Source organism: Candidatus Brachybacter algidus, from assembly GCF_016707225.1.
In the GTDB taxonomy this organism is placed as follows: Bacteria; Bacteroidota; Bacteroidia; order Chitinophagales; family Saprospiraceae; genus Parvibacillus; species Parvibacillus algidus.
The window spans coordinates 667,698-682,061 of sequence record NZ_JADJID010000003.1 but is presented as its reverse complement, the minus strand read 5'-3'; the positions used below and the strand labels follow the sequence as shown (position 1 = coordinate 682,061).

Here is a 14,364-nt window from a genome sequence, read left to right as displayed (position 1 = left end):
AGCATTATGAAGATTGTGATACGTCGGATGGCGTAACCAACTCATTCTACTAACTCTTATTGATAGTATTGATCAGCACAACCAGAGTCAATATCGCAGTAGCTTGAGCAACTGATTCAGCAATGACCTTAGCCCAATCTGTCTTCTCTCTCGGTGCTACAGGAAGTAATTTTTCATCCTTATATCCTACTACGATAGCCGAACCTTTATTGACTTTCGGATACTTTTTAAAGAATAAAAAGGACTTAACTTTGGATTTTTTACCATTCGCATCCTGTACATATATTTTACTTTTATCTGCTTTGTCAGAAAGTCCTCCGGCGAATTCATCAATGTAGTATTTGACATTTCTGCCAGACATGTAAGCCACGTTTATTTTGTAATCATTGTTCAATTCTGCAGCGTTTGTGATGTCACCTATATTCACTGCTCCTGCTATTGAAACCAATTCTTTATTCTTAGGAATGGTAAGAATATCCCCATCAGAAAGAGAAATGTTATAACTGGCGTTAGGATTCTTCATTATTTCTCCTAGTTGAATGATGACCAGACCGATATTGTCGAAACTTCTGTTCAATTTGGCACCTCCAAGAAATGCTTCCGGATTTAATCCTCCTGCTCTGCCAATCACTTCATATATAGTTTCATTGTCCTTGATAAGCGCATATGAACCGGGATATCTTACTTCACCTTCTATTTTTATCATCTTTTGGAGACTATACTTAGGTAAGGACCTAACTTCAATGATATCAAATGGTTCCAGATAAGTCTTATTCAGCGCATCTGTGGCCATGATAAGGTCTCTAGGAATATCGAATGTGGCTGCTACTACTTTGGTAGGCTCATTATTATTTAGAACTATCCTGAAGATCTCCACTCTATTAGTCGCTGCCTCAGTTTTTAATCCCCCGGATAAAGTGATGGCATCCAATAATGTCATTGAATAACCATACTTAAATTGACCAGGATTTTTGACGGCTCCTCCCACGCTTACCGTACTTTCATTTTTGATAATGGAGTTGGACAATATGACTATGCGGTCAAGTGGTTCCAATATAAAATTATCAGAAGAATTGATATCTGTCAATGCATTTTGGATATTGAATAAAGCATAGTTTCTTATTCCTGTCGCTGTATCTGTTCGAACTACATATGCTTTTGATAGAGCATCTACTTTTAATCCTCCCGCTAAAGTGACAGCGTCTTTTACCTTAATATTCTTTGCTGGATCAAAATCAAATTCACCCGGATTTCTGACTGCACCACTGACATTAATCTTATAGTACTGTGTAAAATCAATTTGTGAGAGTATGATTAATTTGTCATTGGGACTCAACAAATAATTCTTGGTGGAATTTTTATCTTCTGTAATAGAGTCGATATTAAATGATCGCAAGCTATAGCTATTGTCTGAATTAAGGCTTTGAACAAAACCTATGTTTCTTTTGGTAGTTCTTTTGAGTTTGGCTTTGTCAAGGAGGTCTGTAACTTTCATTCCTTCTTTCCACTCAAAATTCCCCGGCCGTTCGACGTCTCCACTAACTTCCAGCCGGTTTTTTACTTCTTCTGATGATTGAATCACTGTGATTTCATCACCATTTTGTGGTATGAATGATTTGGCGTTGGCAGCACTAACCTCATATATTTTTCGGGATCCATTTTCGAATCTGATTATTTGGATCAATTCTTTATCAGCATCAGCAGCATAGCCACCTGCGTATTTAACAAGGTCTCCAAGATTTTCTGTTGGTAGCAATTCATATCTGTAAGGTCTTACAATTGCACCAATTACTGAAACAACTTTTTGAGCAACGGGGACCTGTACAAAATCATTATTTTGAAGATAGATGTTTGTTGCTAAGGTTGGATTCATCATTGATTTATATACATCGTATATTTTAATTCCTCCACCTGGACTAACTATTTGAATATTTCTGACACTTCCCAGATCTGTAATTCCTTTTGCAAGAACAATTAGGTTATATGCGGTATTGGCTGCAGAAGAAGTAAAGGAACCCGGATTTCTGACTTCACCGAAGACACTGACAGTGATCGATCTTGATTTTTTTAATGAAATAGCAATTTCTCCCGTTGAAAAGGAATATCGTTGCTTATATCTTGCTTCAATAAGTTTTTTCGCTTGGCCCCATGGAAGACTTTTTAGATAAATCTTTGGTAATGATTTTGGATCTATATATCCCTGGTCATCTACTTCCAGATCACCATCATATAATGATCTTCCGAAAATGACAATACGAACTACATCGCCTGGTCCTAGGAGATAATCATTGGCAGGAGTCTGATCCTGAGGGTTGGTGAAATATTCCGGATCGCTATTTAAAAATAATTGTTGACCATATATTGCCACCTTAACTTTCTCAAGATCCTTTAATGAATCTGAAAGCATCTTTGCCTCCTTTTGCTTATTGTTAGGGTCAATCTCAAAAGTTTCCTCAATTGAATTCGAAAACTCATTTTGAAAATCAAAATCATCAAGTTTGACTGTTTTTTTATCTTTATCAGCCTGCTTTGCTTTTTTAAGATTCTCCTCTTTATCAAACTTCTTTGTATCGTTTTTCTCCTTAATGATTTTAGATTTCGCGTCCTCCTTAGCTTTATTTGATGCTTGTATTTTTTCCTCTTCAATTTCTTTAATGGCATCTTCCACCACTTTATCCATGCCCTCGATCTGGTCTGGCCTTAACTGTTTAAGATTATATCCCTTATCGAGCAATTTTGCATTTAGCTCCGCTTCTGTAATGCCTTTAGATTTGATTTCTGATTTAACTTCCTCGATCTTATCGGCATTTTGTTGCATCATTTTCTTTGGATCATAATTAGGATCTGAGATTTGACTGTAGCCAAATACAGGGATCATAAAAACCAAAAAAAGTAAATAAAACTTATTCATTCGTTATTATTTAGGGTTACGCTTTGAATGCGAAAGAGTCAAATTTAATATCTAAATCTAACTATTAGTTCACATCAGTATTTATATTTAATGTGTAACCACTGTTTTAAAATATTCATAAGTAGCTTTTAGGCCATCTGCTCTTGATACCTTGGGCTCCCAATTAAGTAAATTCCTTGCAAGTGTTATATCAGGCTGTCGCACCTTTGGATCATCCTGTGGTAATGCCTGATAAGCTATTTTTACTTGTGTATTTCCTACTAATGCAAGCACTTCATTAGCACATTGATTCAGTGTAATCTCTTCTGGATTGCCTATATTGACAGGTAAATGATAGTCTGAATGTAATAATCGGTAAATGCCTTCTACAAGATCATCTACATAACAGAATGACCTAGTCTGTGAACCATCTCCAAACACCGTCAAATCCTGGCCGCGTATGGCCTGACTAAAGAAAGCTGGAAGTGCTCTGCCATCTTCAACCCTCATCCTCGGCCCGTAAGTATTAAATATGCGAACGATCCTTGTCTCAAGTCCATGAAAATTATGATAGGCCATTGTAATAGCCTCCTGAAATCTCTTTGCTTCATCATAAACACCCCTTGGCCCTATCGGATTCACATTGCCCCAATAGTCTTCCTTTTGAGGATGCACCAATGGGTCGCCATATACTTCAGAAGTTGACGCAATCAACATCCTTGATTTCTTTTCCTTTGCTAACCCTAATAGATTATGAGTGCCTAGCGAACCTACTTTTAACGTTTGAATAGGCATTTTTAGATAATCGATTGGCGATGCAGGTGATGCAAAATGTAGGATATAATCCAAATCACCTTTGACGTAAACAAATTTCGACACATCATGATGATAGAATTCAAATTGTTCTAAATGAAAAAGATGCTGGATGTTTTCCACAGAACCGGTTATGAAATTATCCATGGCCACGACAGCATAACCTTCTTTTATAAACCGGTCACAAAGGTGTGAACCAAGAAAGCCTGCAGCTCCTGTTATTAGGATTCGTTTCATAAAATATTCGTTATTTTCTCGATTTGTGCTCTTGTTAGATCCGGATATATGGGCAGTGATAACACTTGTTGGCAAAGTTGCTCAGTCACCGGAAATGATTTATTTAATGAGTTATGACCACTAAATGCTGGTTGAACGTGCAAAGATAAAGGATAATATATAGATGTGGAAATATTATTGTCTTTCAGATGACTAACCATCTCGTCCCTCCCCTTATCCAGTTTTATTGTGTATTGGTGAAAGGAATGTGTGCTGTATGCAGCTCTAGCAGGTCTGGTTATATGTTTTTTTGACTCAAGAAGTTCATCATAAATGGCTGCAACTTCCATTCTTTTGTTGATATCTTGGTTCAAATATTTCAGTTTTACTTCCAGGATAGCAGCTTGAAGGCTATCCAATCTGGAATTTACACCTATAATATCATGATAATACTTTTTGCGAGCTCCGTGATTACATATCATTCGAAGCTTGATAGCCAGTGATTCATCCCTGGTGTATATTGCCCCACCATCGCCATATGCACCAAGATTTTTTGATGGGAAGAAGCTTGTAGTTCCGATATGCCCTATCGTTCCGCTATGGACACTACTACCATCATTCATAAGCACTTTCGATCCTAACGATTGTGCGGCATCTTCCACAACGATAAGATTATGAGCTTCAGCGATTTTCATTATTGCTTCCATATTGGCACATTGACCAAAAAGGTGGACGGGAATAATGCATTTTGTATTCGGGGTAATTGCTGCTTCTATGTGGTTTTCGTTTAAGCAGAATGTATCAGGATGGATATCTACAAATACCGGTTTTAATTTTAAAAGGCAGATCACTTCTGCAGTGGCAGCAAAAGTGAAAGGTGTGGTAATGATCTCATCACCAGGGTTGAGGTCGCATGCCATAAGAGCAACCTGAAGGGCATCTGTCCCATTAGCGCAGGCTATGACATGAGCTCCATCCAGATATTCAGATAAATTATTTTCAAATTTTTTAACAGGGTTACCACCAATGAACTGTGTAGAATCTAAGATTTGTTGAATGGCCTCATCTATTTCGACTTTGTATCTGCTATACTGCGCCTTAAGGTCATTCATCGGAATATTCATATCCAAATTTTACTGGTTTTTATTGTGGAATAATCTAACGAGGAGCAAAAGTAATCTATTATACGTTCTTAATTTACTCAAGTTTCGGGAGGCAAATTACATAGTCGTAAACAACAATCTGAATATTAATAAAATATTGTAAGGTAGAAGGTAGATTTTAGATGGAATTCATCAATTAATATGAATTTTGCCTATTTAAGTAATTTGGAGGAAAAATATCAATCAATTAACTAAATACCATCTACCTTCTAATCCCGCACTTGCGGGACCATCTACCATCATTTGTCAATTAACGAAACTTGAGATATTATATTATTAAAGGAAAAGCAATTTATTAACTTTGCACTATGATTCAATATTTAAGGTACCTTTCAGCAATTATTTTCGTTGCTCTAGGATCAATTAACTCTCAGGCTCAGATTAAAAAATCTGAACCTAAAAATGCCTTGATGCTCCATATACATTATGGGTATCATGCCCCGGGATTTGATATGGCTAAGAGATTTGGTAACAACTTCTCTATCGGTGGCGATATTGAATACAAACTGAAAAGTGATTTTTTTGTTGGATTCTCTTACTCCTATTTATATGGCAAAAAGATCAAAGAGAAGGTTGCCTATAATCTCATAAATACCAAAAGTGAAATCGTAGGCACTGACAATCATCTCGCCTTATTTACATTATCGGAAAGAGGCTTCAATAGCGTGCTTTCAATTGGTAAGATATTTATGGCAATTATTTAAACGGTTATGACAGAATGAGTAACGGCCTTATGACACAGCAATATATTGGTTATCAATATCTTTCTGACAATAGGAGAATCAATTTTTCTATTGGATTGTTATTTCAACAGGGATTTACCAAGAGCGTCCGAGGTTATAATTACGATTCCATGATGCCCGACGTGGCGAAAAGGTTCGATATGCTCAATGGTATTCAGGCTTCCTGGATCCTTCCATTTTATTTTAATGATTATTCTGAAGAAGTTATTTATTAGAACAATCCATCATGGTTCCACTATTGTATGATGTTCTGATTTGGCTGGCAGATCTCCTTTTTAAAGTCGTTGCACTTTTTCATAAGAAAGCCGCAAAGATCGTTTCAGGAAGAAAATCAACTCTCCAGATTATTAATAATTTTACCACCGATCCACTTCTTCCGGTTTATTGGTTCCATTGTGCATCTCTTGGGGAATGGGAGCAGACAATTCCAGTAGTAGAGCAAATAAAAAATGTTAAAAACAGCTTTGTCCTTGTATCCTTTTATTCGCCATCCGGTTTTGAAAATGCCAAGCGAACAGATCTGATAGATTTGAAGATATACCTTCCAGCGGATACTTCAGCTGGTTATAATGTCATCTTTGAGAAATTTAAAATCAGGGCTATTATTTTTACCCGATATGATATCTGGCCAAATTTAGTGAGAAAAGCAAGTCTTTTAAATATTCCATTGATATTGATAGGTGCAGAGTTTAGACAAGGTAGCCGCTATTTAAACAAATCTTCTTTCTTTGGTAATTTACTTAAGCGATTTGCCTACATAAGTTGTAATGACCTCAATTCATATGATTTAATAAAAAAAGCAGGTTTTCTGAATGCTTCATTGGATGGATCCCCAAAGATAGAAAGAGCATTTGATCTGACTGCTCATCCTCAACATAATGATCATATCAGCTCATGGAAAGGAAATGATAAAGTAATTGTCGCAGGAAGTGTGTGGCAGGAGGAAATTACTTTAATACATGATTGTATTAAAGGTGAAAACCTAAACAATTTAAAATGGATCATCGCACCACACGAACCTTCATCAGCAATGATAGCATTACTGAAAGCAAGATTTGGAACGGAAATGATTCTTTATTCCGAATTTATTCAGCATCCTTCAGATAAAAAGATCATCGTAATTGACAGCATCGGTCTGTTGTCAAAACTATATTATTATGCAGATCTTGCAGTAATTGGAGGAGGATTTGGAAAGGGTATACATAATATTTTAGAACCCGCTTGCTATGGAATACCAGTCATCGCCGGTCCCAATTATACTAAATTTTCAGAAGCATCTATTCTCATTGAACTTGGAGTCTTCAACCCGGTGAATAACTTTGAGCAATTTAGAAATACGCTCGATGGTTTATTATCTAATGAGTCTCGTTTAGATTCAATTAAATCAGCAATTAATAAATTTGCCAAGAATAATAAGAACGTCTCAGAAACGATCAGTGCACGCATCATAAAAGAAAGTATTGAACATGTTTGATAAATTTAAATCCTTACATATTGCCGTATTGGGAGACCTGATATTGGATGAATATATATATGGTGATGTCCAAAGGATCTCGCCTGAAGCACCAATACCAATTGTTCGATTGCAAAATAAAGAGTGGAGGCCGGGAGGAGCGGCTAATGTCGCCTTGAATCTGCACAATCTTGGTATTCGTACTTCTTTGATCGGAGTGAATGGCGATGATAAGAATGGAAATAAATTGAACGCACTTATTGAGTCTATTTGCCTTACAGGTCAAACAAAGATCTGCCTTATCGATAAAAGAATCACCACCTGTAAAACTAGAGTAATAGCCCAGAATCAACATATCGTGCGTATTGATGACGAGGAAACAACTCCTATTTCTGATCATGTGACCTCGGAAATCATTGAAAAACTTAAAACCATACATTCCAAAAACTCTTTGGATGCTGTAATATTTCAGGATTATGAAAAAGGTTTATTTCATCCTGGAAATATACCCACTTTGATAAAAGCCTGCAAGGATTTGGCTGTAAAGATCATAGTAGATCCAAAGGATAAGAACTTCTGGAATTATAAAGGAGTAGATCTAATAAAACCCAATAAAAAAGAAGCTGAAAGTGCACTCAAAGGTAAGCTGGGGCTGTCTGAGGAGTTATTAACGGATGCTGCAAAAAAAATAGTGCATAACTTGGAAAACGAGTTGACCGTGATTACCCTTTCTGAAAACGGTATATTTATAAAGTCAAAAACTGATAGTATCTGGCAGCGTTCAGTTACCCAAAATGTTGTTGATGTATGTGGCGCCGGTGACGCGGTCATTAGTATCGTCGCTGCAGCCTGGTGTTCGGGACTTGGGCTGGAAGATATGGCCACCTTAAGCAATCTTGCCGGGGGTATCGTCTGCAGTGAAAGAGGTGTAGCAGCTATCAGCCTAAATGGTTTAAAGTTGGCTTATGAAAATAGGTAGTCACCTAAAATGTTTTTATGTAAATAAAAAATCACTCTAAGGTCTTGATTAAGGTCCTTGATTTTCCACTTAGGCACAAAGCATAAATAAACCCCATTTAGACGCCGCAAACAGCTTTCGCAATCCGTTATGAGGAAACGACCTATCAAGCCTTTCTGCTTTCCCCTTATTTACTTCAATAATAGCCTGCCCACCAGATCTTGAGATCATGCCAGCTCGCCTGTTCACTGTTCGCCGCTCGCTTCTTAACCTTCTCACCTCCTCACCTCCTTACCTTCTCACCTTTTCCCTTCTCACTTCCTCACCTTCTCACCTCCTCACCTTTTAACCTTCTCACCTTCTCACCTCTTCCCCACATTCCCCCATTTTTTCCGCTGCAATAATCCGTAGAAAGCAATTAATATTCTACTGTTTGATATAAAGCCCTAATTTTAAAATTAAGTTAAAGTATAAAATTTCTTCTGCAATCTTATCCACTTTCAACTCATTTTCCGTATAATTGTACTTTTAAAGAATTCATTTAATCTTATTACATTAATAAAAAAGTTTAGTATTATGAGAAAATTTTTAACTCTAAGAGTTTCTTTTTTCTGGATGCTGTTGGGTTTGCTATCTTTTGCAAACACTGCCAGTGCTCAGGATTATTACATTGTTATCACACAAGGTGATGATGCGATAAAGGGCGATACATTTAAAGTAGGTGTTGCAGCATATCGTGATTTTTGTTTGGAAGGCATTCCTGCTGGTGAAATTTCAACACAAATATGTGAGCCAATCCTTGCAGGTGATGCAGCAAATCCAGCTGCTTTGATCGATCTTGATCCGATCACTGCACAAGCAGGATATTGTGAAAGAGGTGGTGGTATCGCATTTGACACCAAAGCTATGAACATTCAAAATGCTGGTGCTGAAGGAATGTTATTGGCTAATAATGACCAGGCAAATCCTAATAATGTCCTTAATTATGGTACTAAAGGTGCTGTTACTAATTTCTGGGGATTGAGCGTTTCTTACAATTCAGGACAAATCCTTAAGCTTTATCCTGGCTTTTCATTTGTTATCATCACTAAAGCTGTTGCTGCGGACACAGATGTAATTATCTGGGAAGGTGAAGGTGAATTTGATGGTGGATTAGCTCCTTGGACTACTGTAGGTATTTCTTGTGGTGGTGCTGACCAAGACGGTGCTCTTGCTGTTTGGAATTGGGCTGCTGATGGATCTACTCAAGGTCTTTATGGAGGAACTAAAATCAATTCTCCAACAGTGTGTAACGGAGCTGCATTTTTTAACTCTGATCTTTATGACACAAATGCAACAGCTCAAGGTGACGGCCCATGTTCAGCTAACCAGGAAGGTGAATTGATCTCTCCAATCATTGACTTGAGTGCTTATCCAGAAGAAACTGCTATTACTATGAAGTTTACTCAGGTGACACGTCAGTACCAAAGTGAATATTTCGTTGGATGGTCTAATGATGGTGGTGAAACATGGACAGAAATTCCAATTAATACTGGAATCGTTCTAAACTCAGGCTATGAAAATTCAACTCAGCGTATCAAGTTAACAGGAGCAGTTCCAACTGCTAATTTTAGAATAAAATTCAGATATGTAGGAAACTACTACTTCTGGATAGTTGATGATGTTAAATTGGTAGAGCCAGAGGATTATAATGCATTGATCGATCCTAACTGGATGACAACTGCACCTTATCCGACTATGCCTTTAAGTCAGGCCGTACCTGTACAATTTATGACTGATGTTCATAATATTGGTGGTAAATCATTGACTAGCACAGAACTTAAAGCCGTAATCACAAATGAAGCTAACGAAGAGGTTTATTCTGAAACAGTAGTTCTTAACAGTGTTGGTGCTGCTGCAGGTACAGTATTTAGCGGTGATACTATCCAGAATACTATATTCGGATCTTACCTACCAACAGAAGAAGGTGATTACAAAGTAACTTATTCTGTATCTACAGAAGAAGAAGATTTTGATGCTACAAACAACTCTTATTCCAAAACATTCACTGTCACGAATGCTGACAATGGAGAATGGGGTAGAGAAGACGGCATCACAAGAAACATATCATTGGCTTTCGCTGATGGTGTAAGAATTGATTGGGCATATTCAAATGTATTCAGAGCTGAGAATGCTGGTTCTGCTAAAAATGTTAAATTCAACATTGCCAATGCTGATGACTTAGGAGAAATTGGTGGAACTGCACAGTTTTATATCTATGAGTGTGAAGACCTAAATGGTGATTTCATTTATACTGATGATGAGCATGATGTAGTAGGATTTAATTACTTTGATGTCCCTGCAGGTTCTGCAGCCAATCTTGAAGTTGATCTTCCGATCAGAGATTTCGGTACAGAAGAAGTGATCAATCTTGAGTTGAAAGAAGGCAAAGTGTATGTACTTTCTCTTGTTTATCAGGCTCCTGAAAGTGCACCTACGACCAGCTTATTCTGGTCTTCAAGTGATAAGATCAACCAAAGAGCTACTGAATTCATCGGTGAGGCACAAGGTGACTATGTTTGTACACACGAACTACATACACCATGGGAGTTGGATGGTCCTATCGATTGCTCTACTGCAAGAAGTGTATTCTCAGGAACACCGGTTCCTTACGCAAGATTCGGTGTAGGTACTTTGGCTAAGAAGGATCTAAAACTAGCTGACAATACATTCACAGTGTTCCCTACGAATACGAGAGATAATGTATCAGTGGCATTTAACTTTGCTAATGCAACAGATGCTACAATGGAAGTTTATGATATCAATGGTAAGAGATTGTCTAACAATAAACTAGAAAATCAAAAGGATCAAACGAATGTGATCAACGTTGGGCAATTCGCTCAAGGTACTTACTTCGTAAGAGTTACAACTCCTAACGGAACGTTGTCTAAACCTTTTAATGTAATCAAATAATCTTTGATTAGGTGAAATGAGAGGGGCTGCAAGTTTTGCAGCCCCTTTTTTTTTATTTAAATTCAAAATTATTCATATCGCGGTAGACTTCACATAATAAGGTTATTATAAAAAAGCATAATTTAGTTATTATTCTCAATCAACTAAAAACCCTTATAGGGGTTGAATAACAATAGCCCCTGGTGCAACTCGGGGTATAAAGTAGTCCCCTGCCAACTCTGATTTGGTTGAATAAACTCAACGAATTTACTATTGTATAATCTCCGGCTTTTGATGCCGACAAATGGCATTCTTTAATATTATTTCTTTCAAGTCTTTATAAAACATAAGATCCACTGACTCATTACCTTAGACTTTAGATTTAATTCAAGTTTCCTTTGTGAGTAAAAATCTATCGTGAATACAATTGAGAATGAAGGAGCTGCAAGTGGTATTTATCTTCAGGAATAATTTTTCTACTCTAGCATTTTTGTTATATTTAACATCGAATCACACCTTTCTCAAATACTTGCCATGAAAAATAACTACCTGTCTTCAATTTTACTTTGTTTAGGATTCTACTTATTCATTCATAGCAATGCAAATGCGCAGCATTTCATAGAGATCACTGATGGACCGCTCATGGGAACTAAAATGGAAACGATGGTTGGGTGGCATAAGAAATACTGTGATTTAAAACTGAATACTGAATTTAATGCACGATTCTGCAGTCAGCGATATGGCGCTAATCTAAATGATATTACAAGTGAAATTGATCTAGGATTGGAGTTGGATGATGTAGGAGTTTGTTATCGTGGAGGTGGTGCCTCTTATGATATAAAAGCACATAATGTTAATTATTCTGAAGGTAGTGGCATTATTATTATAAATAATCAGCTAAATGAGCCGGATGATGAAATGTTCATAACCGGAACCGAGATTATTCCTGACACAAATTTCTTTTCCATAAGTTTATCCTTTAATAGTGGGAAGATTCTAGAAAATGCCGGAATTGCTGCATTTAAGTTTAAAGTTTTATCTGTAGAAGACAATTCGTCTGATGAAGTTATCTGGGAGGACGGACAGTTTGATGGTGGCATACAATCATGGTCAACAGTTGGCATTTCTTGTGGTGGGATCGGACAGGATCCTGCTGAGGCAATTTGGATCTATGATGCCGAGGGAGCAGCTTACAAGGGAGGGTCCAAACTATCATCTATAGCTTCTGTTACAGCATGCAATGGAGCCATGGTATTTAACTCTTTTATGTATGATACCAATGGGCAGCAACCGGGAGATGGTTCATGCACTATATATCAGATAGGTGAATTAATTTCTCCTAATATAGATATCTCTTCTTTACCTGCTGGGGCACCTGTGACACTTACTTTTTATCAAAGTGTCTCACATGGAAATAGTGAATACTTTGTTGCATGGTCCAATGATGGCGGAGCATCTTGGCAGCAAAAGCTCATCAATGATGATTTAGAATTTGGAGATTTTATAGCCGGAAAGAAAATGAGGGTTAGATTAGAAGGAACCGAGGCTTCACCAAATTTTAAGGTAAAGTTTATTTACCACGGTAATTACAATTATTGGATAATTGATGATGTAAAACTTGTCAAAGCAGCACAATTTAACATTACTACCAATGATGACTGGATGGCCGGAGCTCCTTATCCTACCGTTCCTTCAAGCATGAATGTCCCCATTACCTTTATGGCCAACGTGTCAAATACCGGCTATGACCCTATGACAGGGACCATACTCAGTGCAAGAGTTTTTAACGATTTTGGTGAGGAAGTGCATTTAAGTCAAAATTCTATCACTAGTCCTGGTGCCATTCAGGGTACCATACTTCCAGGATCTGAAATTAACAATTCGGTATTCGGCTCTTATACACCGGATCAAATAGGTGATTATATAATTGTATATAAATTGGCTTCGAATGAAGAAGATGAGGATATCACTGATAATACCTTTAGCAAATCCTTTTCAATAACTACAGAGAATGGTGGACAATGGGGTAGGGAGGATGGCATCACAGGAAATATTGCCATGAAATTTGAGGAAGATGAACCGGTGGATTGGGCCTACTCAAATGTTTTTCGTGGTGAAAAGAGCGGTTCGATTGTTTCGAATGTGACATTCCAAGTGGCAAATGCCGATGAAATAGCGGCAATCAATGGTACTGCCCAATTCTTTATATATGAATGTACGGATAAAAATGGCGATTTCATTTACACTTATGATGAATATGAAATAGTTGGATACAATTTCTTTGACTTTCCCCTAGGAATTATGAAGGATGCTCAAATAAACTTGAATATACTGGACATCTCGACCCAAGAACCTAAAGATGTAAAGATAAGAGAAGGAAAAATATATGTTTTGTCGTTAGTATATAAGGCACCTGAGGATTCGCCATATACTGATCTATATTGGGCATGCAGTGATAAGAACAATCAAAGAGTGATTGAATATATTGGGCAAAAGAATGGTGATTATGTATGCACACATGAAATGCATGCTCCATGGCAGATGAATGGCCCTATTGACTGCACACCTCAGAGGACTTTATTTCAAAATACACCTGTGCCGTATGCAAGATTTTCTGTTTGGACTGCTTCTTCAAATAATTTACAACTTGATCCTCTTTCATTTAATTTATTCCCAACACTCACAAATAATGTAATAAATATTAGCTATAACATTAAAACGGATAAAGCAGTATTATTGGAGATCTACGATATTAATGGCAAGCTGGTATCTACAGAAAAGTATTTCGCAAGAGCCAAAGAGTCCAAAGTAATCAATGTTGGTCAACTAATACCCGGTACTTACATCGCAAAGATCACAACCTCAGAAGGCAGCATTTCTAAGCCTTTCAATGTAATTCGATGAGGATAAAAAATTAGAAGTTAGAAGTCAGAAATTAGAATGGACGCCCGATACAATTGACTGTCGACCAAATAATAATGCCCAAACTTCGCGTCATTTTCAATTTTCAATTTTCCATTCTCAATTCAATCCTTGTTTTGGAATCAAGTCAATCTAATTTCCACAACAGAGCCATTAGCCATTTGTCTGAACCACGCTTGCCTGCCATTTAGGGCAGGGATTAAATTGATTTTTCTGATTGCACTGATTTTCTTAGTTACAACTTGAATGTTGTAGAATGAGAGTGACTCTAATTT

The 14,364-nt window shown here is 37.2% G+C and carries 9 protein-coding genes; 6 read left to right on the top strand and 3 right to left on the bottom strand.

Annotated features, from left to right (window positions below; translation table 11 throughout):
- Window positions 1-49: 49 nt before the first annotated feature.
- The 3 genes from IPI15_RS12730 to IPI15_RS12720 form a co-directional block, all read right to left on the bottom strand.
- Window positions 50-2,911: an SLBB domain-containing protein gene (locus IPI15_RS12730; protein ID WP_287403549.1), complete on the bottom strand. Its 2,862-nt coding sequence runs from the start codon at window positions 2,909-2,911 to the stop codon at window positions 50-52.
- A gap of 87 nt (window positions 2,912-2,998) precedes the next feature.
- Window positions 2,999-3,940 carry a UDP-glucuronic acid decarboxylase family protein gene (locus IPI15_RS12725; RefSeq protein WP_287403551.1) on the bottom strand — a complete coding sequence of 314 codons (942 nt, stop codon included), beginning with the start codon at window positions 3,938-3,940 and terminating at the stop codon, window positions 2,999-3,001.
- Complete coding sequence (locus IPI15_RS12720) at window positions 3,937-5,043, bottom strand: DegT/DnrJ/EryC1/StrS family aminotransferase (protein ID WP_287403552.1); 1,107 nt, start codon at window positions 5,041-5,043, stop codon at window positions 3,937-3,939. Before IPI15_RS12720 ends, IPI15_RS12725 begins: the two co-directional genes overlap by 4 nt.
- A 449-nt stretch (window positions 5,044-5,492) precedes the next feature.
- Here IPI15_RS12720 and IPI15_RS12715 point away from each other — a divergent pair, with 449 nt between their 5' ends.
- The 6 genes from IPI15_RS12715 to IPI15_RS12690 all read left to right on the top strand — a co-directional run bounded on the left by IPI15_RS12715 (window position 5,493) and on the right by IPI15_RS12690 (window position 14,071).
- Entirely contained in the window at window positions 5,493-5,786 is a 294-nt protein-coding gene (locus IPI15_RS12715; protein ID WP_287420558.1) for a hypothetical protein, read from the top strand.
- A gap of 14 nt (window positions 5,787-5,800) precedes the next feature.
- Window positions 5,801-6,040 carry a hypothetical protein gene (locus IPI15_RS12710; RefSeq protein ID WP_287420556.1) on the top strand — a complete coding sequence of 80 codons (240 nt, stop codon included), beginning with the start codon at window positions 5,801-5,803 and terminating at the stop codon, window positions 6,038-6,040.
- Window positions 6,041-6,051: 11 nt separating this feature from the next.
- Entirely contained in the window at window positions 6,052-7,299 is a 1,248-nt protein-coding gene (locus tag IPI15_RS12705; protein ID WP_287403554.1) for a 3-deoxy-D-manno-octulosonic acid transferase, read from the top strand.
- Window positions 7,292-8,257 carry a bifunctional heptose 7-phosphate kinase/heptose 1-phosphate adenyltransferase gene (locus IPI15_RS12700; protein WP_287403556.1) on the top strand — a complete coding sequence of 322 codons (966 nt, stop codon included), beginning with the start codon at window positions 7,292-7,294 and terminating at the stop codon, window positions 8,255-8,257. The genes IPI15_RS12705 and IPI15_RS12700 overlap by 8 nt, the downstream gene beginning before the upstream one ends.
- 555 nt (window positions 8,258-8,812) lie before the next feature.
- Window positions 8,813-11,188 carry a T9SS type A sorting domain-containing protein gene (locus tag IPI15_RS12695; protein ID WP_287420554.1) on the top strand — a complete coding sequence of 792 codons (2,376 nt, stop codon included), beginning with the start codon at window positions 8,813-8,815 and terminating at the stop codon, window positions 11,186-11,188.
- Between the two features lie 513 nt (window positions 11,189-11,701).
- A complete protein-coding gene (locus tag IPI15_RS12690) occupies window positions 11,702-14,071 on the top strand; it encodes a T9SS type A sorting domain-containing protein (protein WP_287420552.1) in 2,370 nt (789 codons plus the stop codon).
- Window positions 14,072-14,364 lie beyond the last annotated feature (293 nt).